Annotated in this window: 26 protein-coding genes and 1 riboswitch; of the genes, 9 read left to right on the top strand and 17 right to left on the bottom strand. The window is 42.5% G+C overall.

The genetic code is table 11. The features are described 5' to 3' along the window. Nucleotides 1-40 precede the first annotated feature (40 nt). Nucleotides 41-1,450, bottom strand: coding sequence for a MocR-like pyridoxine biosynthesis transcription factor PdxR (gene pdxR, locus FS736_RS17395; RefSeq protein ID WP_144479596.1), 1,410 nt, complete (start codon nt 1,448-1,450; stop codon nt 41-43). A 127-nt stretch (nt 1,451-1,577) separates the two neighbouring features. On the opposite strand from pdxR, the gene FS736_RS17400 reads away from it, so the two are divergent. After that, nucleotides 1,578-2,480, top strand: a complete 903-nt coding sequence (locus tag FS736_RS17400) for a DMT family transporter (RefSeq protein ID WP_260983650.1) — start codon at nt 1,578-1,580, stop codon at nt 2,478-2,480. Here FS736_RS17400 and FS736_RS17405 read toward each other — a convergent pair. The 4 genes from FS736_RS17405 to FS736_RS17420 form a co-directional block, all read right to left on the bottom strand. Beyond that, nucleotides 2,463-3,851, bottom strand: coding sequence for an FAD-binding domain-containing protein (locus FS736_RS17405; protein ID WP_144479600.1), 1,389 nt, complete (start codon nt 3,849-3,851; stop codon nt 2,463-2,465). The two genes, FS736_RS17400 and FS736_RS17405, sit on opposite strands and share 18 nt — an antisense overlap. Nucleotides 3,852-3,974: 123 nt before the next feature. Continuing rightward, on the bottom strand, nt 3,975-4,844 hold the full coding sequence (locus FS736_RS17410) for a DUF3307 domain-containing protein (protein ID WP_144479602.1): 870 nt from the start codon (nt 4,842-4,844) through the stop codon (nt 3,975-3,977). Nucleotides 4,845-4,867: 23 nt separating this feature from the next. Next, entirely contained in the window at nt 4,868-5,602 is a 735-nt protein-coding gene (locus FS736_RS17415; RefSeq protein ID WP_144479605.1) for a helix-turn-helix domain-containing protein, read from the bottom strand. A 184-nt stretch (nt 5,603-5,786) separates the two neighbouring features. Continuing rightward, on the bottom strand, nt 5,787-6,224 hold the full coding sequence (locus FS736_RS17420) for a peptidylprolyl isomerase (RefSeq protein WP_144479606.1): 438 nt from the start codon (nt 6,222-6,224) through the stop codon (nt 5,787-5,789). Between the two features lie 272 nt (nt 6,225-6,496). Between FS736_RS17420 and FS736_RS17425 the strand changes: the two genes are divergently transcribed. Together FS736_RS17425 and FS736_RS17430 are read left to right on the top strand one after the other, a co-directional pair. After that, the gene (locus FS736_RS17425; RefSeq protein WP_144479609.1) at nt 6,497-6,988 is read left to right on the top strand and encodes a VanZ family protein; all 492 of its coding nucleotides are present in this window, start codon (nt 6,497-6,499) and stop codon (nt 6,986-6,988) included. Then, nucleotides 6,978-7,451 carry a GNAT family N-acetyltransferase gene (locus FS736_RS17430; RefSeq protein ID WP_144479611.1) on the top strand — a complete coding sequence of 158 codons (474 nt, stop codon included), beginning with the start codon at nt 6,978-6,980 and terminating at the stop codon, nt 7,449-7,451. The genes FS736_RS17425 and FS736_RS17430 overlap by 11 nt, the downstream gene beginning before the upstream one ends. 125 nt (nt 7,452-7,576) lie before the next feature. Here FS736_RS17430 and mug read toward each other — a convergent pair whose 3' ends face one another. From mug to FS736_RS17460, 6 genes are all read right to left on the bottom strand, one after another. Continuing rightward, nucleotides 7,577-8,095 carry a G/U mismatch-specific DNA glycosylase gene (gene mug, locus FS736_RS17435; protein WP_144479612.1) on the bottom strand — a complete coding sequence of 173 codons (519 nt, stop codon included), beginning with the start codon at nt 8,093-8,095 and terminating at the stop codon, nt 7,577-7,579. A 38-nt stretch (nt 8,096-8,133) separates the two neighbouring features. Next, nucleotides 8,134-8,376 (bottom strand): hypothetical protein, encoded by a 243-nt coding sequence (locus tag FS736_RS17440; protein WP_144479614.1) that lies wholly within the window; start codon nt 8,374-8,376, stop codon nt 8,134-8,136. Between the two features lie 119 nt (nt 8,377-8,495). Next, nucleotides 8,496-9,320 (bottom strand): formate dehydrogenase accessory sulfurtransferase FdhD, encoded by an 825-nt coding sequence (gene fdhD / locus FS736_RS17445; RefSeq protein ID WP_144479617.1) that lies wholly within the window; start codon nt 9,318-9,320, stop codon nt 8,496-8,498. Between the two features lie 130 nt (nt 9,321-9,450). Then, complete coding sequence (locus tag FS736_RS17450; RefSeq protein ID WP_144479619.1) at nt 9,451-10,005, bottom strand: helical membrane plugin domain-containing protein; 555 nt, start codon at nt 10,003-10,005, stop codon at nt 9,451-9,453. Then, a complete protein-coding gene (gene fdhF / locus FS736_RS17455; RefSeq protein ID WP_144479621.1) occupies nt 9,998-12,955 on the bottom strand; it encodes a formate dehydrogenase subunit alpha in 2,958 nt (985 codons plus the stop codon). Before fdhF ends, FS736_RS17450 begins: the two co-directional genes overlap by 8 nt. Nucleotides 12,956-13,126: 171 nt before the next feature. After that, the gene (locus tag FS736_RS17460; protein ID WP_144479623.1) at nt 13,127-13,567 is read right to left on the bottom strand and encodes a hypothetical protein; all 441 of its coding nucleotides are present in this window, start codon (nt 13,565-13,567) and stop codon (nt 13,127-13,129) included. Nucleotides 13,568-13,745: 178 nt separating this feature from the next. Between FS736_RS17460 and FS736_RS24400 the strand changes: the two genes are divergently transcribed. Next, the gene (locus FS736_RS24400) at nt 13,746-13,904 is read left to right on the top strand and encodes a hypothetical protein (RefSeq protein WP_186326830.1); all 159 of its coding nucleotides are present in this window, start codon (nt 13,746-13,748) and stop codon (nt 13,902-13,904) included. 40 nt (nt 13,905-13,944) lie between these two features. Here the strand turns inward: FS736_RS24400 and FS736_RS17465 are convergent, their stop codons facing one another. Continuing rightward, entirely contained in the window at nt 13,945-14,187 is a 243-nt protein-coding gene (locus tag FS736_RS17465) for a hypothetical protein (RefSeq protein WP_144479625.1), read from the bottom strand. Nucleotides 14,188-14,309: 122 nt separating this feature from the next. Further along, complete coding sequence (locus FS736_RS17470) at nt 14,310-14,498, bottom strand: hypothetical protein (RefSeq protein ID WP_144479627.1); 189 nt, start codon at nt 14,496-14,498, stop codon at nt 14,310-14,312. A 220-nt stretch (nt 14,499-14,718) separates the two neighbouring features. Between FS736_RS17470 and FS736_RS17475 the strand changes: the two genes are divergently transcribed. From FS736_RS17475 to FS736_RS17495, 5 genes are all read left to right on the top strand, one after another. Further along, nucleotides 14,719-14,967 (top strand): hypothetical protein, encoded by a 249-nt coding sequence (locus FS736_RS17475; protein ID WP_144479629.1) that lies wholly within the window; start codon nt 14,719-14,721, stop codon nt 14,965-14,967. Nucleotides 14,968-15,044: 77 nt separating this feature from the next. Further along, a riboswitch (TPP riboswitch) is annotated at nt 15,045-15,143 on the top strand. A gap of 100 nt (nt 15,144-15,243) precedes the next feature. Next, nucleotides 15,244-15,846, top strand: a complete 603-nt coding sequence (locus FS736_RS17480) for a YkoF family thiamine/hydroxymethylpyrimidine-binding protein (protein ID WP_144479631.1) — start codon at nt 15,244-15,246, stop codon at nt 15,844-15,846. Then, nucleotides 15,846-16,442 (top strand): ECF transporter S component, encoded by a 597-nt coding sequence (locus FS736_RS17485; RefSeq protein WP_144479633.1) that lies wholly within the window; start codon nt 15,846-15,848, stop codon nt 16,440-16,442. Before FS736_RS17480 ends, FS736_RS17485 begins: the two co-directional genes overlap by 1 nt. Then, nucleotides 16,426-18,096, top strand: a complete 1,671-nt coding sequence (locus FS736_RS17490; protein ID WP_144479635.1) for an ABC transporter ATP-binding protein — start codon at nt 16,426-16,428, stop codon at nt 18,094-18,096. The genes FS736_RS17485 and FS736_RS17490 overlap by 17 nt, the downstream gene beginning before the upstream one ends. After that, complete coding sequence (locus FS736_RS17495) at nt 18,086-18,862, top strand: energy-coupling factor transporter transmembrane component T family protein (protein ID WP_260983638.1); 777 nt, start codon at nt 18,086-18,088, stop codon at nt 18,860-18,862. Before FS736_RS17490 ends, FS736_RS17495 begins: the two co-directional genes overlap by 11 nt. Nucleotides 18,863-18,905: 43 nt before the next feature. Here FS736_RS17495 and FS736_RS17500 read toward each other — a convergent pair whose 3' ends face one another. The 4 genes from FS736_RS17500 to FS736_RS17515 all read right to left on the bottom strand — a co-directional run bounded on the left by FS736_RS17500 (nt 18,906) and on the right by FS736_RS17515 (nt 22,361). Continuing rightward, nucleotides 18,906-19,838, bottom strand: coding sequence for a c-type cytochrome (locus FS736_RS17500; protein WP_144479640.1), 933 nt, complete (start codon nt 19,836-19,838; stop codon nt 18,906-18,908). Between the two features lie 143 nt (nt 19,839-19,981). Further along, a complete protein-coding gene (locus tag FS736_RS17505; RefSeq protein WP_144479641.1) occupies nt 19,982-20,410 on the bottom strand; it encodes a ferritin-like domain-containing protein in 429 nt (142 codons plus the stop codon). 61 nt (nt 20,411-20,471) lie between these two features. Next, a complete protein-coding gene (locus tag FS736_RS17510; protein ID WP_186326831.1) occupies nt 20,472-21,065 on the bottom strand; it encodes a class I SAM-dependent methyltransferase in 594 nt (197 codons plus the stop codon). Between the two features lie 162 nt (nt 21,066-21,227). After that, nucleotides 21,228-22,361 (bottom strand): zinc-dependent alcohol dehydrogenase, encoded by a 1,134-nt coding sequence (locus FS736_RS17515; RefSeq protein ID WP_144479645.1) that lies wholly within the window; start codon nt 22,359-22,361, stop codon nt 21,228-21,230. Nucleotides 22,362-22,382: the final 21 nt, after the last annotated feature.

Raw genomic sequence — 22,382 nt, forward strand, 5'->3', positions numbered from 1 at the left:
ATTATTATTCTGCCTTGCAGAAAACTTGTATTCTCCTATTCTAACAGTCTTCGATCAGCGATTCTAATACTGCGATTCCCTTAACAATATCTTTAACCCGAGCGTTGGCAAATGAAAGCCGGAAGTGCAGGCTTCTTTGGTTCGTGTAAATCCTGCCGGGATTGATCAGCACCCCATTCGCAAGTGCCTTGCGGTATAAGTCAGCCAAAGAGATTTCCTGCTTTATTTTAACCCATATGAAAAAACCGCCTGCAGGATGTTCCCACTCAGCATATCGGCTCAAGTGCTGTTCCAGTGCTTGCAGCACTGCATTCCTCCGTATTTTCAGATGCTTCCTGACCTCTGTGACATGCTTCTCGTAAAGTCCGCTTGAAAGCCATTCTGCCGCTGCTCTTTGGGAAAGGGAACTTGTGCCATAGTCTGTTTGCATTTTCAGGTCTGCCAGGCGGTCAATGACAGCTTCAGGGCCTACTAGCCACCCAATTCTCAATCCCGGATTCAGGCTCTTTGACAGGCTGCCTAAGTATAAAACATTGCCATGCCTATCGTGGGATTTGATTGGCATAGGGGGAGGACTGTCGAGCCATAAATCACCGTACACATCATCTTCAATTATTGGGATCTGGGCATTTTCCGCCAAACTCAACAATTCCCGTCTTCTTTTTTCCCCCATCAATGCCCCTGTTGGATTATGGAAGGTGGGATGACAATAAAGCACTGAGTTCTTGCTTGGGTGGATCTTTTCTATCTTCCCGGGAATGATGCCCTCATGGTCAATCGGAACTCCCTGAAGCTGCATTCCTGCGGATTGGAAGGTCGATAAAGAATTCACATAGGATGGAGTTTCCAGTAACACTGTTGATCCTCTTTCCAGCAGCCCAATCGAAATAAGGTGTAGTGCTTGCAAAGCACCAGAAACAATAAGGATTGAGGACGAAGAAGTATTGATCCCTTTTTGACTAAGGTATTTGGCAATCTCATCCCTCAACTGTGGATTCCCCTTCGGTTCCTCGTAGCCAAAAGGTTCAAGATTTTGTCCTACTTTCGTTATAACAGCCCTCATCTCCTCAAGAGGGAATAAGTCTTTTGAAAGCTCTCCCTTGCTTAGCTGAATCAAGCCTTCATTGGATTCTGCCTGGTTTATTGCCTGGACTGTTGGCATGCTTGCCTGATGAGTACCCAGTCCTACCTGTTCATTCCAGTTCAATGGAGGTTCTGATCGCATAAGTGTCCATGTGTTGTTGACAACAATTGTTCCCATCCCTGTTTTCCCTTCGATCAGGCCATCGGCGGCCATTTCATCCAACGCTGTCACAATCGTGCTCCTGTTTACTCCGAATTGACTGGCAAGAGCGCGCTGGCTCGGCAGCCTGCTGCCAACCGGCCAAGTACCATTCGTAATCTGTTCTTTTATATAATCTTTAATCATCTTGTACTTCGGTGCTTTCATTCACAGGCTCCATTCAAAATTGGTTGGTTTCAATATACCCCTATTGGTTGGATACATTTTACCAAGTCCCGATTATATTTAAAAGACATAAGGTTAATAAGGATTAAATTGGATGGTTTTTATTGAGGTGGAGGATTTGAATATTAAATTGATAACAGCACACTTGCTCGTCATCCTTTTATGGGGTTCGGCATTCGCCGGTATAAGACACGGACTGGAGGGATATTCTGCAGAGCACTTATCCTTTCTTCGGCTTTTGGTGGGATCGATTACTCTTGTCTGCTATGCCGCCATTACAAAGATGAAGATGCCGGAGGTCAGAGATTTGCCTGTCATCTTCCTGTTTGGATTCCTGGGGTTTGCGGTCTACCAAACAGCCCTGAATTTCGGGGAACAAACAGTCAGTGCAGGGGCAGCAAGTTTGCTTGTATCTACATCACCTGTTTTCATTGGATTATTAGGAAGGATTTTCTTTCAGGAACGTGCAGGAAAAAGGTACTGGACTGGCGCTGCCATCAGCATGGCAGGAATCGTCCTTATTTCAATTGGCTCCGGCAAAGGTCTAGATTTAGGAATTGGCGTGATGTTGATCTTGCTTGCTTCATTTTCAGAATCCATATATTTCGTGTTCCAAAAAAAATATCTGGATAAATACGGACCACTCCCATTTACTGCCTACACGATATGGAGTGCTACCATCTTCATGGGATTCTTTGCTTCCGATCTCTCAGCTCAAATTTCCTCAGCATCCTCCGGAGCAACGATTAGCGCCGTCTATCTTGGAGTTTTTCCGACCGTAATAGCCTATTTCGCTTTAGCTTATATAACCGCGAAATCAGGTGCATCAGAAGCGGCCAGTTCTTTATACCTTACTCCGGCCGCCTCTTTCCTGGTAGCCTGGGTTTGGTTGGGAGAAGTACCAAGCTTCCTGACCATTGCAGGCGGCATAATCACTCTTTTAGGAGTTTCCCTGACTTACCTGAAAGGATGGGGCAATGTGCCAGAACCCTTTTCAGATATCAAAGGATAGCTGGCCTGTTTCGCCCTCACCGTTTTTTCCAGAGGGTTTATTTTGTTTCGTTAGACTATCAAACCTTTGCCGCGCCAGCTTATTCGCTTTTACGACATCAATCATCGGAGGTGGATAGCCTAGTTGATAAAAAGCAGGATAAAGCCATGGTTCATGAACATACTCTACTGGAATTGTTTCCAATTCACTTATATAACGGCGAATGAATCCTCCTTCCGGATCGATTTGCTTGCTGATTTTTACTGGATTTGCGATTTTTACCTTTTTTGTCCTCAAGCCAGTTATTTGCTGAACATAAAAATCATGTAATGCAGGGTCGTAATCCAAATACAATTGTGCAAGCACTGCAGAGGGTTTCTGCCCATCCAGCAATAAAGTATTGGCAATAAATGAGGTCACCATTTCCCTTAACGTGTAGTTCAACCAGCCTGTTTTAACCAGGCTTCTCATTGCAGCGTCGATGACAGGAACTCCTGTCATTCCCTCGATCCAGCGCTGGAACCACTCTTCATTCCAGTCCTTCTTGATTCTTGATACCTCTTCGATCTGCTTGTCTTCCGGTGGATGGCAGACGGTTCTCATCATGGAAGTTAATTTTGATAAAAATGCTTCTAGCTGAAGTTTTTCATCATCATTTTCGCATAATTGAAGTTTTTCGGATGTTTTCTGTAAAATTGTCCTCACCGAGATATTCCCCCAGGAAATATAAGCGGAAAGCCTGGAAGAAGAAAACGATGATGGAAGCGGTTTATGCTGGTTAACAATATAATTCGCACATCTTTCCTCAAGGAAGGATTCCAGCGTCTCGATTGCCCGGGATTCGCCCCCTTGTTGGCCAAAACGAATTCTCTGGCCTTTTACGTGGAAATGATGGATTTTTTTCATATCTGTGAACAGAATTGACGGCGTTTCTTCAGGAACCTGAATCTCGTCTGGCGCTTGGATAAGTGGCTCATCCAAATATGACTGAACCTGCTTTTTAACACCCCTGGCTGATACCTGATCAATTTCTGCTCCATAAATAAACAGTCGTTGCTGATTCCTCCCCATCCATTCGATAACCTTTTTTAAAATCCTTGAATTCCGATGGATAAAGACATTGATAGATTCATAAGCTTCCATCAGTTTCTCGAAAACATCACACATTTTATTGATGGAAAAAAAGAGTTTGCCGCCCCGCTTTTCAATCTGATGAGAAAGGTCTTCAAGACTTTCAACTACAAATTGGAAATGACGAACTGAATAGGCAGCATCCTCCCATTGTGATGGCTCAATTATATAAAGAGGCAAGACTTCGCCAATCTTTGCTGCTTCTGCAATCGGTTGATGGTCAAATATGCGCAGGTCTCTATCGAAAAGGATGATATTCATTCCGATCACTCCGTTAATCTAGTTATTCCAGGCTAAACTGAAAACAAGCACAGTAAACAGTTATCAAAATCTATTATTAAATAAATCCTCATTTTAAGCCGAAACTTGCACGGCAAGTTCTTGTTAATTGATTAATTCTCTAAGTAGAATCCCGAACATGATGCCAAGGAACATGGAGGTCAGTGTGCCGAGCAAGAAATATTCCGCCCAGTCCCTGTCGTCCATTTGCTTGAAGCGGGCGATTGATTTCGCAGTCACAATGAAGGCGATTGCCGGATATGAGCTATAATAAGTAAGAAGGATGACAAGCAGCCTTTCGATGTAGCCAATCAGTTTTCCGCGGGAAAGGTCGTGTTTGTTGAAGATCATGTAGCTGTATTGCTCAGAGAGTCCGCTATCTCCCTTATTTTTTGGGTATGAAGGGCCGGTCATTTCGTTTTTGAAAGTATATTTCCCTTCAAAGGTCAAAAGCTGGCCAGGCAGTGTGCCAAGCAGGATTTTGATAATATGGCCGCTTACCGTTGTACCCAGAATCAAAATGACCAAAATAACCAGCAAGATGGAGGCTGGATCCAATTGCCGGCCTTCTGTGAAAAGAAGCCCTATAAATCTCTTTATATACATAACTAGTGGAATTTTGTAAAACAATTGCAGTGCAGCCAACAGCATGGTGAGATGAAGAAGCTGATCCAGGACAAAGAACCATAATTTATTGAGATGACCGCTTGCTGTATATTGATCAATGAGTTTGATTTTTAATAGATCAATAATCAAATGGGTGAATGTAATGAACAGGACTGGCCATATTACAGCCATTACTGGATCATTTTCCTGATTAAAAAGGGACCAGCCTGCTCCCAGGACCAGAGTGTTCACCATTAAATGATGAAGTATATGCTTTTTCAAACTCCTTAGTTTGGCCTCTACCATACGATCTGTCTGCAGGTAAAAGTCCGCTATTAAATGCGCGATGATAAGACTTAATAAAAGCATGCTCCCTCTCCTTTCCCCTGAACCTAGAGTCTAAAAACTTCCCGCACCTGGCCTTTGATGTCGTTTTTAATATTAGTTTGTATGACATTCTCCCTATGGAGCTTCAAGTCCGGGAATGATTTAGCCTCAATGGACTCCAAAACACCGACAATTTCTCGGAAACTTTGAAAAATTTGTTCGCTATGCCCCTTCTTGAAATGACTGTAAACAGTAGGTGCTGATCGGCCAAGGAGGTCTGCTACCGCATTCTGCTTGCCATAAATTAAATACAGTGAACAAACCAAACGCTGTATTTCAGTCTGCTGTGCGCTTAATACATGCTGAAGGCTCAGCACGCCATTCATCATATCCAGAAGTTCGGGCTCAATATCAATACTTTGAAAATGGAATGATTCCCTGTCCTTTTGTTTTTTCAGGTATTCATTGGCGTCTCTTGCCTGTTTCACCAGAGGGTGGATCCATTTTTCGATATCAATTGTATCGATGTTCTTCTCTATGCCGCCAAAGGATAGTCCAAAATAGGGAGCATTCAGACGATAACCCCAAATTCTGCTAATATAAAAGGCGATGATAAAAGCAGATGAATATCCTTCTGCCAGTACAATCAATTCATCGCCTGCCCTGTGATTTACCTGAACCCTCCCAGACCAAGACTTGACCGTTGATTCAAGCTTACTTAAATAGCGGCTCAATGTTTCTCCATTATCAGCAGAAGAAGAGTTTGATACATCCATAATAAAAACTGAAGCCGGTATCATTGCCAGACCACCTATCATAAATTAGATTCTATAATCTAATTTAATCAATATTAGATAATACAGTCAAATATATTGAATATTAGCCTGTAAGATTTATCCTCTCCATCTTAACAAGAGCGTATGTTCGATTCAATAGGTAATTGAGTATAAAAAAAAGAGCCCGCGGGCTCTTTTTCATACTCAATTATTCTTCTGTTACAACGACTTTTTCCATAACATCGCCATTGCTCATCCCTTTGGCAGCTTCCAGGTTGGAAGTCACTTTTCCAAAAACAGTATGGACACCGTTTAAGTGCGGCTGTGATTCATGTACGATGAAGAACTGGCTTCCGCCTGTATCTTTACCTGCATGCGCCATTGAAAGTGAACCCGGTTCGTGCTTGTGCGGATTGCCTTCTGTTTCACATTTGATGGTATATCCTGGTCCGCCAGTACCTGTTCCATTTGGGCATCCCCCCTGGCTAACAAATCCAGGAATGACACGGTGGAAAGTCAATCCATTATAAAAGCCTTCGTTTGCAAGCTTTTCAAAGTTCGCAACTGTTCCAGGTGCTTCGTTTGGATATAGTTCGAATTCGATTTTTTCTCCATTTTGCATTTCTATGTATCCTTTTTTCGCCATGAAAATCATCTCCTTAATGTAAAATCACTGTTATCATACCACTATTCGATTTAAAAATAAAAGTATCCACCTTTCAAAGTGTATTTTTCCTTTATGTATGTGTTAAAATAAAACTGCCTCTGCCGGACATTCGCTTGTTGCGGGACACTTAACCACTGTACGGACGGCAGAGGCCCTGCTTTGCAGGCTCATAGTTATAATCTGCTAAGCCTTGCCATGGTAAGGTTTTTTATTTTATGACCAAAATATAGATTAAGATTTTAGGAGAATACATGATTAATCAAATAGATTCCAAATACAAAAAATGGATAACAGCCACCTCTTACAGTCTCTTTACGCTATATATCATCATTGCTGCCGTTTTGTTATTCCTCAGTCCATACAGACAGGCAGCATACGAGCTGAACACTGCTGGCTCAAACCCCTATAACATCATTCCATTCAAAACGATTACAGACTATATCAAAGCATCATCCCATATCAATCAAAGCATATGGATTTCCAACCTGTTTGGAAATATCCTGGCATTCCTGCCATTGGGCATCTTCCTCCCATGGTTGTTTGAGCGATTCATCGGATTTTGGAGGACAACCGGAACTGTTCTCCTCACAACTGCACTGGTCGAGATCCTCCAGTTTTTTACCAGGGTCGGCAGTTTTGATATTGATGATATAATTCTTAACACACTGGGCGGAGCAATAGGCTACGTGCTAATCAGAATTACTTACCAGCTTTTTATGAGGGGGGTTCAAGATGGAAATTAGGAGGCTGAAACAAGGCGAACAGCCTCCCTGGGATCTGCTGCTTCTTGCCGATCCTTCACAGGACATGGCATCTCAATATCTAGAAGAAGGATTGTGTTATGTCGCTGAATCGGATGCCAGTGAGACCCTGGGAGTAATCGTGCTGCTGCCGGCAGGAGGACACAGCATAGAAATAAAAAACCTGGCAGTCGCTGAACCTGCTCAAGGCAAAGGCATCGGAAAAAGCCTAATTGCACATGGAATTCAATTGGCCAGAAAAACGGGGTATAAGACCATCGAAATTGGTACAGGAAATTCGAGCATTAACCAGCTTGCTCTTTACCAGAAAGCTGGCTTCAGGATCACCAGCATCATCCAGGACTTTTTCTTGAGTAATTACCCTGAACCCATATACGAGAACGGGATCCATTGCAGGGATATGATCAGATTGACCATGTGTTTGAGTAATGACAACAAAGGATAAATATTAGGATTAAGACTTACATTATCACATAGGCAATTCTTGTTGGTCACCAATTAAGCCTGTTGGTGACCTCTTTTTCTCTTTTCCGGATTTGATGGACGACATTCTACCCGAACCAAAGTCTTTTAATCTGTATTTAATATCTCAATCCACTCCGGCAATTGTTTATAAATCTCGACGATTTCATCTATTTTCATTCTGACCAGGCCACTTGACGATGGTGCGACGAAATCGATTGTTCCTGCCACTACGCATTCATCTTGCTTTCCCCATGGTATAACTTTTTTTCCGCTGTATTGCTGATAAACTCCCTTGCCAACGAAGCAGACAATTCTCGGACGGTATTCCTCAATTTTTTTCCTCAGCTCCAGTTTTCCCTGCTGATATTCGTCTTTCGTAATTTCATCTGCTGCTTTGGTCGGTCTCGCGACAATATTCGTCATGCCGTATCCGAGCTCCAAAAGCTTGTAATCCTCGGATGAATCATATTTTCTAGGAGTAATCCCAGATTCATAAAGAATTTTCCAAAACCGGTTATTTGGATTGGCGTAATGATGCCCTGTTTCGGATGATCGTATGCTTGGATTGAAACCGACAAAGACAACATCCAGCTTTTTCTTTAAATGATCTGATATTGGCTGCATACCTTTCTCCTCTCTCAATATATATCTACCTGTAGAGCTCACCAATATCGGGGTGGCAACTCATTATTTTTTATGATGTTCTTAAAAATCCTTAAATGGAAGAGGAATTCATCATAGTACATTTCGGCATTCTCAAATGAATATGCATCTGCAAAGTGATCTAACAGTTCGGCATCAATGCTGTCTTCAAGGCCGCTGAGCCACATTTTGTAGCCATGTTGGTCATAAATGGTGGAGAGGCCTGCCCATTCGAACATCTCTCGCATTTCTTTTTCACCCATTCTATCACTCCTTCAGCTTTCACCTCCATTTTCCCATACTTTTACATCCCTTATACCAAAGCTGATACAGAGAAGCTTATGAATGTTAATGAGCTAAGGAATAAAGAAAAGCCAGGGGTTTATACCTGACTTTCTTTGACTCCGTATTTTGCTTCTGCAATACGTTCAGGGTGCGTATAAACATTCAGCGATCGATTCCTGATAAAACCAATAGTGGTGATCCCCAATTCATCAGCAAGTTTTAGGGCAAGTTCTGTTGGGGCAGACTTGGACAGTACGATTGGACAGCCGATTTTAGCTGCCTTCAATAAAATCTCTGAGGAAATTCTGCCGCTGAAAACAATCACTTTATCATGTATCGAGATATCATTCTTCAGACAATGTCCATATATTTTATCGAGGGCATTGTGGCGGCCTATATCCATTCGAGAAACGACAGGGCCAAACAGACTGCAAAGAGATGCATTATGGACTCCCCCTGTATTCTGAAAAAGTTCAGCGGATTCCTGCATTTCTTCCATTAGCCTGAAGCAATCCTCAACTTCGAGCTCAGTTCCAATCTGGTGAAGTTTTTTGGCTGTCATTGCATCAGTAGCGAATACAAATCCAGACCTGCTCGCTCCACAGCAGGATGTTAAATAACGTTTCCCCTGCAGATTCCTATAAATAGAGTTGGATCGCGAGGTTATTTTCACATGGACAAATCCCTCTTTCTCCTGAATCCATAAATCTTCTATATCCGTATATTTTTTGATGATTCCTTCGGAAGCGAGATACCCTATGACCATTTCTTCAATATAATCTGGCGTGCAGACCATCGTTACAAGTTCTTCCCCATTCACTTTCACTGTGACAGTGAATTCTGTAACAATGCTGTCTTCCAGTCTTTCAGCCTGGCCATTCCCGAAACGAAGGATTTCCCTTTTAACTTCGACAGGTTCCACAGCTGTCATCCTCTCTATTTGGGTTCGCCTTACAGTCTTTTACTTTTAACCTATAAAAGAAAAATCAAACCTAAAAAAGCAGGGAGCATTGACATCAAATGATATCAGAATGCCCCCTGCATTATTTTTTTTACCGATTCTCCAACCGGCCATCCTTGCTCTGGTGAATGTCCTGATCTTCTGGAAGCTGGGTCGTCCTTTCCAGTCCTTCCGTTTTTTCACCCATGCCTTTGAGGAATTCAAAGAGCAGTGACAAAGCACGGTTGATTTCCGGATCCTTCAGTGAACGGACAATATCGAAATAACCAAGCTTGTCATCATCACTATCACGGTATTCTGCCACTCTGGCAATACCGGAATTCAATTTCAACAATAGCGGCTCGAGCTGCTGGACATTTATGGTTCCAAGAACACCTACCATCAGCAGCAGGTTCTTTAATGTATTCGTAGCTTCAGTGTTGTCTGCCGCTTTAACAAGGACGTTAAGGACTTTATCCCCCTCGCTGAACAATCCGTCAAGAAGCGACAAAACGCCGCGCTCATTCATATGCTTGATGATGTCTAGTGACTGTAAAATCGAATCCTTGTTATCTAGCAATGCAGTCTCGATTTCTTCCAGATCCATCTTTCTTTTCTGTTCCTCAGTCAGCTCGATCCGTTTAATATTTGTGATTGCTTTAGCCATGCTGGGTCCGCTCCTTTTTCACAAGATCTCCAGGGAAGATATAATCTGGACGCTCCCACTTCTTCTGGACTTGTACACCGATTTGCGGCTGTGGATTTCCATATCTGAAATTGTTCCTTGGCAATGGATTGACGCCTTCATATTGAAGGATTTCCATTTTTGCCTTCGTCTCCTTATATGCAGGAGTGTCCGTGTCCTTATCTGCAAAGCTGCTTGTCAGGAGATTGATTGCCGCATCACCCTGGTCATTCATTGGCAGATAGACTTCCTTCCCCTGAACTCTGTCAGTTACCACACATCTGACCTTAACATTGCCATATGGTGAGGTTAATCTTACCAGTGTTCCATCTTTCAGGCCTCTGTCTTCGGCAAGCTCAGGTGATACTTCAAGGAAGGTTTCTGGAGTTTTTGATGAAATACCTTCTGATTTATAGGTAAGATTCCCTTCATGGAAATGCTCCAGCAAACGGCCATTGTTGACGTGGATGTCATATTCTTCACCAAACTGAACCGGAATGGACCATTTAACCGGATGAAGCCTTGCTTTTCCATCAGGGAACGGAAATCCATCCAAATACAGGACAGGACTGTCAGTGCCATCCGGCTGAACCGGCCATTGAAGACTGTTGTATCCATCCAGGCGTTCATAAGTGACACCGGAATAGATCGGCATCATACTGGCCGCCTCTGCCATAATTTCACTTGGGTGCTCATAAGTCCATCCAGCGCCAAGGCGGTTTGCCACTTCAATCAAGATCTGCCAATCCGGCTTGGATTCACCCATTGACTCAAACACCTGGTATAAGCGCTGAATCCTGCGCTCCGTATTCGTGAACGTACCTTCTTTTTCAAAGCTAGGACTTGCTGGCAGTACTACGTCAGCGAACTGTGCAGTCCTTGAGAAGAACACATCCTGGACAACAAAGAAATCCAGCTTTTCATAGCCCGCTTGGACATGGTTGATGTTGGAATCCACAAGTCCCATTTCTTCGCCCTTAACGTAAAGCGCTTTGAGCGTTCCATCATGCATTCCTTCAACCATGTCATGATTATTGATGCCTGGCTCTGCCGGAAGCTTAGTGCCCCATGCCTGTTCGAATTTCTGACGAGCAGCATCATCAAATACCTTTTGATATCCTGGCAGTGAATCGGGGGCGCTGCCAAAATCGCCTGCACCCTGCACGTTATTGTGCCCGCGCAGTGGGTACGCACCAGTTCCAGGACGACCATAATTTCCGGTAATCAGCAACAAATTTGATATTGCAGTACTAGTGTCACTTCCGCCAAGATGCTGTGTAACTCCCATGGCCCATAATGCGCAAACACTTTTTGCTTCATGGATACTTTTAGCGATCTCGATGAGTGTTTCTTTCGATAGTCCTGATGTTTTTTCCGCATATTCCAGCGTAAATCCTTCCAGGCTGTCAACATACTCGGAAAGACCGTTTACTTTATTATTCAGGAATTCTTCATCTGCCCAGCCCTGGTCGATGATATATTTTGTTACCGCCGAAATCCAGACTAGGTCGCTTCCTGCTTTAGGTCTAACGAACATATCCGCACGGTCCGCCATTTCATGCTCGCGAAGATCAGCCACAATCAGCTTTTGACCATTAAGTTTTTGGGCACGTTTTACCCTTGTTGCCAGGACTGGATGAGCCTCGGCAGTATTCGATCCGATAATGATGACTAAATCAGCCATCGCGATATCCTTGATGGACCCTGCATCCCCTCCGTGACCGACTGTCCTGAACAGTCCTACTGTAGCAGGGGTTTGGCAATATCTTGAACAATTATCGACGTTATTTGTACCGATTACTGACCTGGCAAGCTTCTGCATTAAATAAGACTCTTCATTTGTACATTTGGATGAAGTAATGAAGCCCAGGGAATCGGGGCCAAATTCATTCTTGATTTCAGTGAATTTCTTTGCCATCAGGTTCAATGCCTCTTCCCACTCGGCCTCCCTGAAGCTGTCGCCTTCACGGATGAGCGGCTTAGTCAGGCGTTCCTCACTATTGACAAAATCCCAGCCGAATTTACCTTTTATACAAGTAGAAATACCATTTGCAGGGGCCTCAACCTGTGGTTCAACCTTCAGGATTTCACGTCCTTTCGTCCATACATCGAAGCTGCATCCAACTCCACAGTAGGTGCAAACAGTCTTCGTCTTCTTGATTCTTGAGTCACGCATCTCCGATTCCATATCTGAAATCGCGAGAATGGATCCATATCCCGTTTCCACTCCCTTGGTAATCTCAATCATCGGGCGCAATGTTTCTTTCGCAATCCCTGTCAAGAAGCCCGCTTCACCTTCCATTCCTTTTTCCATCATTGCATTACAAGGGCAAACCGTTGAACAATGGCCGCAAGACACGCACGATGATTCATTGATTGGCACATCGTTGTCCCAAATGACTCTAGGACGGTCACGCTCCCAGTCAATCCTCAAAGTTTCGGTTACCTGTACGTCCTGGCAGGCTTCAACGCATCTGCCGCATAAAATGCACTGATCCGGATCATAACGATAGAAAGGGTTGGATTCATCCCTTTCATAGGGTTTCTGGTCAAAAGGGATGCTCTGGTGATTGATTTTCATTTCTTTGACTGTGTTATGTACCTCACAAGTCCCATTATTGTAGTCACAGACTGTACAGTACAGTTCATGGTTATAAAGGATTTTATCCATTGCCATTGTTTGTGCCTTCTTGACATCAGGCGCAACTGTGTCGATGATATCGCCGTTTTTAAGGACGGTCGAACACGATCTGACCATTTCTCCGTTCACTTCTACAATACAGGTATCACATGTCTCAATAGGTCCAAGGCTTGGATGAAAACATACATTTGGTACCTCAATCGAGCTGTCTGAAAGGTATTGAAGGATTGTTTGATTTCCGTCAGCCGTCACTTCGGCACCGTTGATAGTTACATTAATTTTGCCAGACAAAGCCTCATCTTCCTTTCTGTATATAAATCACTCCCCTTTCTCCTACCCTTTCAGGAATAAACATTAACCATTTTTATTGGTGTTTTTTAAAACACTGCCATGGCAATAATCTTTGCTCTTGCATACAAAAAGCCTTTTCATTAAGAAAAGAAAAGGCTTCATTCTTATAAATCAACTTGCTCGTGTTGGCTTATAAAAACCTGCATGAGTCCTGTTCCGCTTCATCAGAGACGAGGAGATAAAAAGTTCCTCCCTCAGCTGTGATTTCCTTTGTAAAACCATAACGTTCCAATGCTCGCAGTCGTTTTCTACTAAGATAGCTGACGAAAATAGCAATGCCTGCAAATGGAATAACATTATCTCCAATGCCTCCTTAAGCGAGTTATCAAGAGGAAGATTTTCCACTATAGATAGCCTTCCTCGGATGCCAAATGCTTCCTTAGCAAACTCGATTGTCTCTGTGAACCTCTCGGATATAGATGAAGCACTGCTAAGGATATCATTCCAATTATCGTCAAAAACGTAAGCCTGCCAAGATGATTCTTTAGAAGTTGCTAAAATCTCAATTTTAAGATAATGAACTTGATCATCATAATAATAAATGGCTTCCATTTGGGCTAACTCCTTTACTATTTTTGATATAGTCTTCCTCATCCGGCCAAGCTTGATTAAAGGTTTGTATAAATATTGGTATTGGGAAAATACTTTGAAAATAGAAATATGTTTGCATGATTTTTGCAGGTAAGGGAAATTAAACACTGAGAAGTATAAAGTAAGGAGGATGAATCAAGTGAAAAGAGAGCAAAACAACATTATTAAATCTGAACAGGAACTTGAACATGATCAGCAGCACAGCATGGTGTGCAATGATCAGCTATTCTTCCAGGAATTAAGGATTGCGGCTGAAGAAGCAGAACGTGACCGAATTGAAAATGGGGAAAATGCATAATAAAAAAAGAGAAAGGCGATTTTGCCTTTCTCCGTCTTAATTAACTGATGAACCTATCTCTTTCTGCAGCTTCTTCTTCACGCTGAGCTTCACGGTCTTCATACCAAAATTTAATATGGGTCAAAATTGAGAAAACAAGGAAAAAATTCATTGTCCAGACACTGACAAACGGGGCGATCCCCCCAAAATCGATCGCTTCATAATTTTTTAGGACCATGACAATATATGATTCAATGAACACAAGGACAAAGCCGGCTACACCTGCAATTGCCATACGCATCATAATCAATAACCACCTTATCGTTTATTCAGATTATTTAAATAATACGACTAATTATTGATTAGCGCAACTATTTTGTTCAATATTTTGCCACATTTACTCATTGACAATTTGTCACACTGTTTTTATCTATTCAGCCTCTTCTGTTTGAGCATGATTTCATATGATTTTTCGATAATATCTGTCAAAACATCACCTTTGTAGATCCTGCCAATTTTCGTATTTTCCTGATAGTATTCTACAATTTCATCAAGCTTGTCCGAGGTCTCTTTGGATACCCTGACGTTTAACTGAATCCTTTGGGCTTCATTCATAATGCTGACTTCCCTCCAACTCCTTCAAAAACTTCTATCTATCTGCTAGCAATCTGATATTATGTAGATATATGTCGCTAACTATACTGCAACGACCTCTATTTTAGCATATTCCTTCAGTATAAAACACTATGTTGTTCCCGGAACCAGTTTCCGCCCCATCCGCCAGGGGTATCTTATAAATATATGCCTTTTAGAAGATAAAAGATGGAGATAATCTATGAAACTGACAATATGGTCATACACAAAAAGATATAATATTAAAGCTCAATTTGACAAGTATCCTAACTCCGTAGTTATTTTCCGCCAAATCAAAGATTATTACTTCGTTTATACTGTTAACTGGGCCATAAGTGATCCTTTGGTTACGAAAAGTGCATTAGAGGAAATGGAATTGCTTCTCAACAGTGAACTTGGTACTCTGGATGAATACCGCCTTAGAAAGGTTTTTCACCAGGATTATGAATGATTTATTTTTAAATAATTAACCATTTACAATTTCGGACAATTGCTTTAAGATAATTTTGGAAACAACAACTGCATAGATTTTTGCACTAGGGGAGCTTTTTGCTGAGAAGAACTTTGTTCTGACCCTTATTACTCGATCTGGATAATACCAGCGTGGGGAAGTGCGGGAGAAACTCATCGTTCCCCTTTTTTATAAGCGATAGTATTCGACTGCATCCATCACGCTGGATGCAGTTTTTGTTTTTCCGAGACTTAAAAAAAGGGAGTCGTTGAGAAAATGGAAAAGAATTTGTGCGGTACAAGCGAGATTACTGGGGCAAGATTTTCGATTTACCCCATGTCAGACAGATTCGTGGAAATAATCCTGTCAGCACTGAAAGAAGTAGACACAACAAAAGTATGGATGAAGACAGATGATATTAGCACCTGTGCACGCGGGCGGTCTGAACATGTATTTGATGTTGTTAAAGCAATCTTTTTAAATGCTTCAAAAGGCGGAGACCATGTAGTCCTGAATGCTACCTTTTCAAATGGATGCCCTGGCGATTCTGCAGGCGATACCTTGATGGCAGAAGACTCCATATTGCTAAATGAAAAACTCTCAAACAGCATCAGCCAGGAAGTTGCCTGCCAGTTCGCACTCTATCCACTGGGAATAGCGAATTATATGGAGGTAATCATGGATCAAATTAAGACCGTTGAGGAACAAGGTGTGTTCGGTGGCGGAGTGCATTATGCCTCCAGGCTTGATGGGGATGCGAACCAGGTATTCACTGGTTTAGAAAAAGCATTTGACGGAGCGAGGTCCAGTGATTCTTCCCATATTGTAATGACTGTAACCATGTCAGCAAATAGTCCTTCAAGAAAGGAGGCAAAATAATGATCGAAAATTGGAAACTTCGTGAAGTGATTGTGTTATCCGTCCTTGCAGTCGTTTTCGGTGTCGTGTACCTGCTTTTTTTACAGGTGGGAAATGTTCTGGTCGGGTTATTCGGTATGATAGGCTATGATTTGATTTTTGGTATTTGGTTCATTGTTTCAATCATCGCTGCCTATATCATCAGAAAGCCTGGAGCAGCTGTACTGTCCGAGACCATAGCGGCCATAATAGAAGTTATGCTTGGAAATGCCGTAGGACCAAGACTGATCCTTGCAGGTCTTATTCAGGGACTGGGAGCTGAAGCAGTCTTCGCCGCAACAAAATGGAAAAGCTACTCAACATGGGTACTGATTACTGCAGGTATGGGATCTTCCATCACCAGTTTTGTCTGGGGATATTTTTTGGGAGGATTTTCTGCTTTATCCCCAGGCTATGTGGCAGCAATGTTTTTTGTAAGATTATTAAGCGGGGCACTGCTAGCCGGACTATCAGGCAAATACATAAGTGACAGCCTTGCCAGGACCGGGGCACTGAATAGCTTCCCTCTTGGAAAAGAAGCAAGAAAGGAAAAGCTTGCCGATGAGCGGCCAGCATAAGACTCCCTTGCTTGAAGTCTCCAATTTAAACTTCAAGTTTGAGGACGATTCCATACTTGAAAATATCTCTTTTAATATTAATGAAAATGAGAACATTTTTATACTTGGTCCAAGCGGTTCCGGGAAAAGCACCCTCGCTTATTGTCTAAATAATCTTTATCCAGACTCTATCGGCGGAATCAAAACTGGAAGCATCCAATATAAAGGCCTTGAGATCTCCTCGTTCGCTCCTGGAGAGATCAATCAAAAAATCGGTTTGGTCATGCAGGATCCAGATTCTCAATTCTGCATGCAGACAGTTGAAGAAGAATTAATCTTTATACTTGAGAACATCAGGCTTCCGAGAACCGAATTTGAACAAAGGATACGTAATGCTCTTGGACTGGTGGATATGCTTCCCATGAAGAAGCGTGTGATACAAAGCCTTTCAGGAGGACAAAAACAAAAGCTCGCGATTGCCTGTGCACTGGCTATGGAGCCAGAGATGCTAATCCTTGATGAGCCAACTGCAAACCTTGATCCCGCCTCCAGTTTTGAACTTGTCAGGACGCTAAAAAGCTTGAAAAAGCAACGCCCATTCAGTATCCTTGTCATCGAACATAATCTTGATTATTGGCAGGATTTCATGGATCGCTGCCTGATTTTAAACACTGAGGGTGAATTGATATTTGATGGACCTGAAGGGATTTGTTTTTCCGATTATGCAGAAATGCTGGCGAAGGAAGGAATCTGGCTCCCCAGGGCTGTAGATGCTGGTTTAAGATTGCGAAATGCCGGGTTGCTCACAACCTCTTCCCTGCCCATTACAATCGCTGAAATCATCAGGAAGACAGACGATTTCCAAAAATGTCTCCAGCTCCTCTCAGGTAAAGAGCACAGGAAAAGAGACGATCACTCTGCATTCATTTTCGAAACCAATGGTGTCGGCTATGTAAAAACCAACAAAGCAATCATTGAAAACATCAGTTTGTCTATAAAGGAAGGGGAATTTATAGCAATAGCAGGATCCAACGGCTCGGGCAAGACGACCTTTTCAAGATGTCTGTCAGGCCTTCTCGAATTTGAAGGAGAAATAAAATTTTATGGAAAATGGTTAGATGATTGGCTTGAAACATCTAAATGGAGAAAAATGGGCTATGTTTTCCAAAACCCGGAACATCAATTCATCACGGATTCAGTAAAAGAGGAAATCTTTTATAGCTTGAAGGGGCAAAACAAACATGAGCAAAACGATAGATTAAAAGAAATTTTGAAACTCCTGCGGATGGAGGATAAGGAATACAGCCACCCCTTTTCATTAAGCCAGGGTCAAAAGAGGAGATTAAGTGTAGCGACGATGCTCGTCAATGGTCAGGAAGTCATTCTCCTGGACGAACCAACATTCGGCCAGGATGCCAATACAGCGAAAGAACTGATTGATCTCATAAAAAAGGCTTTACCCGAAACAGGCTGTATCATCATGATCACCCATGATATGGATATCATCGAGCAGCATGCAGATAAAGTGTTGGTGATGGACGGAGGAAAAATGCTATTTTACGATACTCCCCATCTCCTTTGGAGCCAATCAGATCTATTGGCCAGGGCTAACCTCAGGCTGCCGTTCGTCAAGGAACTGGAAATGTATCTGGAGGGAAGTTATCTTGCTAAATAACATGAATCCCAGTTTGAAGGCTTTTAGTGTCCTGATCGGCATCATCATGCTTTCTGTGTTTTTTGATCCCATCACTCCATTGATTAGTCTTATATTAACGGTAGCAATCACTTTTGTTTTGGGCAAAGTCAGCTTAAAGAGATGGATTCTGCTATTCTCACCTTTCATTTTTATGAGTATTGTCTATGTCTGGTCATCCCTTTTGTTTCCACGGACATATCCTGGAGACAATATCATCTGGCAATGGCAGTTCATTTCGATCACTTCAGAGGGTCTCCTGCGAAGTTTGGCACTGGGATTAAGAATATTGAGTTTCGCCTCTCTCTCACTTTTATTTGTCCTGACGACAAATCCCATCCGCTTTCTTCACAGTTTGATGCAGCAATGCAGGCTATCACCCAAATTGGCCTATTCCATCATGGCTGGGTATCAATTCCTTCCTTTGATAAAGGAAGAGTTTGAGATTATCAGGAATGCTCACCGTGTGCGGGGAGCAGGGAGATCAAGAACCATAATGGATAAAATCAGGCAAATCAAGAAATATACCATCCCTTTGCTTGCAAACGGGATCAGAAAAGCAGAGAGAACAGCGATTGCGATGGAGTCAAAAGGTTTTACAGGGGATAAAAACAGAGAGTATTATCATATCATCACTATTTCAAAAAAAGACTGGCTGCTTTCCTGTGTGCTCGTCAGCATTGTATTTATCAGCATAACTGTTTCTTTTCTGTTCGGCTATCTGAATTTCTATAATGGTCAGCTATGAACAAACCCAGCACCTAATTAAAGGTGCTGGGTTTGTCCCGTCTTTATTTCTTTACACTAACCAGTGCTTCCCAGTCGATTGTTCCGTTCTTAATCTGCTCACGTTTTTCTTTATTCATGATATCCGCTGGTCTGCCGCCTTTTGGCCAGTCTCCTTCATGCCCAGTGAATTCTGGTCTGTCATGTGAAAGGATATACGCCGCTACATCGATTGCCTGCTGGTCAGTCAAAGTGCCTCCCTGTCCCTTAGGCATATTCTTCTGGACATATCCTGCCATTTTAGTCAGTCGTGACATTCCCGCTCCATCATTGAAGGAATGTTCACCCCAGACAGCCGGCCCAGTATTAGTACCAGTTCCTCCTCCATCTGCTGCATGGCAAGCCGCACATGATTGTGCATAAACCTTTTCTCCATCCTCTATGCTTGGAACAGGAAATTGTTTTGGCTCTTTTGCAGCTCTCCAGGGAATATCCGCCCCTGAAGGTACTCCTTCAGACATATAATGCAAATAAGCAATCATCGCTCTCATTTCTTTACTGTCTTCAGGAATCATCTTTCCATTCATGCTGCGGATCATACAGCCATTAATTCGATCTTCAAGTGTATATACTTCTCCTTCACGAGGCCTGTACTCTGGATAGACAGCAGTGAGCCCAATCATTGGCGCCTCATCCTTGACTGTGCCTCCGTTTGCGTGGCAGCTTGCACAGGATAAATTATTGCCTACATACTCATCGGCGAGGGTATTTGTTTCCATCATTAAGTCATATCCATATTTGATGCTTTCACCCAGCGGCCCATCTGGAACATCCTCCATGCTTGGCGGATTGAATTCAATGGTATTGCTTGCTGTCCCTTCTGACTGCTGAGGAGCAGTTGCTGTTTCAGCAGGTCCGAGATCCTGACTGATTTTCCAGCCGACAAATAAAGATCCAAAGATTAAAAAACCAATAATAATTGCTAGACTGTTCTTCATAATTATTCCTCCCTATGTAATATTTCCAAATCTGCATTTCATTTTCCCTATACCCATTCTAGTATAAAACGCTTCATTATTTATATATTAAATATGTAAAAATAGTGAAAACTATAAAAATAGGAACTGGAATTCTCCAGCTCCTACTTCTCTTTCCCGTAAAAATAAAGGAACCACACAGCGTGGTTTTGCTCATCATATGCCGCACGTCTGAAAACCTCTTTTATGACCGGGTCGGCAGCTTCATCACCAATTTCATGATAAAAATCTACCGTCACTTGTTCATCATTAAAGGATGCTTCAAGTCCCTGGATGTAAGTCCTCGCGCACTCTTCAGTCATCTTAAGCTGAGGCTGCTTTCCCGTAAGAGCGGAATAAATTTGAGAAAACTGTTGCAAATGTTTTTTTTCATCATTCAATATTTCATTGATTCGCTTTTTCTGTTCTTCATTCGGTGCCATTGCTGCTAGCTCAGCGTAACACTTCGTAGCAGTATATTCTCCATTGATGGCTTTGGTTATGTCATTGATTAATTTTTGATTTTGCCTATAATGATCATAATAAGGATACATCTCAATCCTCCCCAAGTTATTTATAACAGTGTATGGAGAGGATCTGACTGATGTGCCTGTATCATGCTTTTCCCTCGTATTCAACGAAGATACCCTTGAAGTATTTCTTTTCTCTTGTCATCTCTATTCCGGATTCTCTCATGTAACGGCCGGTATCCCGATTCAAATGACAGCCGTCACACAGTCTCTTCCAAGCAGGCGTGAGGAAATCCTGCAGGGCGGCAAGGGATTTGGATTCCGTCCTTACATGTTCGAATAGGACAATCCTGCCTCCCTTTTTGCATACTCTTTTCATTTCTTTAAATACTTGGCGGGGTTCCTCGACGGAACATAAAACTAGAGTAGCGACCACTGTATCGAACTCTCCATCACTAAATGGAAGCGACTCGGCCATCCCCTTATGGAATTCAACTTGCAAACCATTCTTTTCAGCTTGTTCTTGTGCCTGCTCAAGCATATACGGATTAGGTTCAATGGAAACAAGCCTATCCACTTTTCCTTTTGAATAATATGGATAATTAGCCCCTGTACCTGCACCAATCTCAAGTATTTTCCCCTCTAGACCAGAAATGATATTTTTCCTCACATGCGCAATCCATCTTTTTTCAAGCGGACTCATTAGCGTGTCATAAAAAGAAGCAAATAATTTTGCCACAATAAAAGCTCCTCGCTGTTTTATTTCCCTCATTATATAAAAAATGGCCCCTGATAGCTAATGCCAGGCCAGGTATATCCTTTAAAGAAACAATTGATAACGCGAATACGATCTTGGACATGAAGAAAGACAGCCGTTATCAGGCTGCCTTAGTAAGTCTTATCATGGTTTTAAAACTACTTTTATGCAATCATCTTTTCGGTCGTTAAATATATCATACCCTTTCGCTGCATCTTCGAGCGGGATTTTGTGGGTAATGATATCAGTTGGGTCGAATTCTCCATTCACAACCATATCAAAAAGCTTTGGCATGTAATGAATGACCGGAGCCTGTCCCATTTTCATCGTAATATTACGTTCGAAAAATCGGCCAAGCGGGAACATATTATATCTTAATCCATATACACCGGTAAGCTGGACTGTACCAAATTTGCGCACAGCTGTATGCGCAATTTCCAGCGCAGAAAGCGTTCCGCCCTGCAGCTTCAATTTTTGTTCAACTTTTTCCACCACTGATTTTTTCCCATCCATCCCTACACAATCGATGACGACATCCGCCCCGCCATTCGTAAGATCCTGCAGGAATTTCCCTGGATCATCCTCCTGAGTGAAATCAAAAATTTCTACATTGTTTGTTTTCCTGGCATGCATAAGCCTATAATCAAGATGGTCAACTGCAATAACTCGTTTTGCCCCTTTCATCCAGGCAAATTTCTGAGTCATTAGTCCAACAGGTCCGCTTCCCAGGACAATGACAGTATCCCCTTTTTTCACACCTGCATGTTCGACACTCCACCAGGCTGTTGGTATAACGTCCGATAAAAATAATAAAGATTCATCTTCAAGCTCACAAGATTCAGGTACAACGAAAGAAGTAAAATCAGCATACGGCACCTTCAAATATTCTGCCTGTCCGCCTGGATGATTACCGTATTGCTCGGTGTAACCAAAATAAGCACCGGTATCTTTGTACTCGTTTGTATTATCACATTGACTTTCCATTTGGTTTTGACAATAAAAACATTCACCGCATGAAACGTTAAATGGAATGACGACCCTGTCTCCCTTTTTCAAGTTCTCGACACCTGGTCCTACTTCTTCAACGATCCCCATTGGCTCGTGGCCTATGATGTAGCCTGGCCGCAGCGGCATATTGCCCTGGTAGAGGTGAAGGTCGGACCCACAAATCGCTGTCGAAGTGATTTTCACGATCATGTCTTTTTCATGCTCAATTTTCGGCGCCTCTACATTTTTGACTTGGACATCTTTAGAACCCTGGTACGTAACTGCTTTCAATATTCGCCACCCCATTCCTAT

It is taken from the genome of Cytobacillus oceanisediminis 2691, assembly GCF_007678455.1.
Taxonomy (GTDB): Bacteria; Bacillota; Bacilli; order Bacillales; family Cytobacillaceae; genus Mesobacillus; species Mesobacillus oceanisediminis_A.

Excerpts from the sequence above, each read along its gene's own strand:
- FS736_RS17425 (WP_144479609.1), top strand. The coding sequence starts at position 6,497 with ATGATTAATCAAATAGATTCCAAATACAAAAAATGGATAACAGCCACC.
- FS736_RS17465 (WP_144479625.1), bottom strand. The coding sequence starts at position 14,187 with ATGATGCGTATGGCAATTGCAGGTGTAGCCGGCTTTGTCCTTGTGTTC.
- FS736_RS17470 (WP_144479627.1), bottom strand. The coding sequence starts at position 14,498 with ATGAATGAAGCCCAAAGGATTCAGTTAAACGTCAGGGTATCCAAAGAG.
- FS736_RS17460 (WP_144479623.1), bottom strand. The coding sequence starts at position 13,567 with ATGGAAGCCATTTATTATTATGATGATCAAGTTCATTATCTTAAAATT.
- FS736_RS17405 (WP_144479600.1), bottom strand. The coding sequence starts at position 3,851 with ATGAATATCATCCTTTTCGATAGAGACCTGCGCATATTTGACCATCAA.
- FS736_RS17430 (WP_144479611.1), top strand. The coding sequence starts at position 6,978 with ATGGAAATTAGGAGGCTGAAACAAGGCGAACAGCCTCCCTGGGATCTG.
- FS736_RS17475 (WP_144479629.1), top strand. The coding sequence starts at position 14,719 with ATGAAACTGACAATATGGTCATACACAAAAAGATATAATATTAAAGCT.
- FS736_RS17440 (WP_144479614.1), bottom strand. The coding sequence starts at position 8,376 with ATGGGTGAAAAAGAAATGCGAGAGATGTTCGAATGGGCAGGCCTCTCC.
- FS736_RS17480 (WP_144479631.1), top strand. The coding sequence starts at position 15,244 with ATGGAAAAGAATTTGTGCGGTACAAGCGAGATTACTGGGGCAAGATTT.
- FS736_RS17415 (WP_144479605.1), bottom strand. The coding sequence starts at position 5,602 with ATGATACCGGCTTCAGTTTTTATTATGGATGTATCAAACTCTTCTTCT.
- FS736_RS17485 (WP_144479633.1), top strand. The coding sequence starts at position 15,846 with ATGATCGAAAATTGGAAACTTCGTGAAGTGATTGTGTTATCCGTCCTT.
- mug (WP_144479612.1), bottom strand. The coding sequence starts at position 8,095 with ATGCAGCCAATATCAGATCATTTAAAGAAAAAGCTGGATGTTGTCTTT.
- FS736_RS17500 (WP_144479640.1), bottom strand. The coding sequence starts at position 19,838 with ATGAAGAACAGTCTAGCAATTATTATTGGTTTTTTAATCTTTGGATCT.
- pdxR (WP_144479596.1), bottom strand. The coding sequence starts at position 1,450 with ATGAAAGCACCGAAGTACAAGATGATTAAAGATTATATAAAAGAACAG.
- FS736_RS17420 (WP_144479606.1), bottom strand. The coding sequence starts at position 6,224 with ATGGCGAAAAAAGGATACATAGAAATGCAAAATGGAGAAAAAATCGAA.
- FS736_RS17505 (WP_144479641.1), bottom strand. The coding sequence starts at position 20,410 with ATGTATCCTTATTATGATCATTATAGGCAAAATCAAAAATTAATCAAT.
- FS736_RS17450 (WP_144479619.1), bottom strand. The coding sequence starts at position 10,005 with ATGGCTAAAGCAATCACAAATATTAAACGGATCGAGCTGACTGAGGAA.
- FS736_RS17490 (WP_144479635.1), top strand. The coding sequence starts at position 16,426 with ATGAGCGGCCAGCATAAGACTCCCTTGCTTGAAGTCTCCAATTTAAAC.
- FS736_RS17410 (WP_144479602.1), bottom strand. The coding sequence starts at position 4,844 with ATGCTTTTATTAAGTCTTATCATCGCGCATTTAATAGCGGACTTTTAC.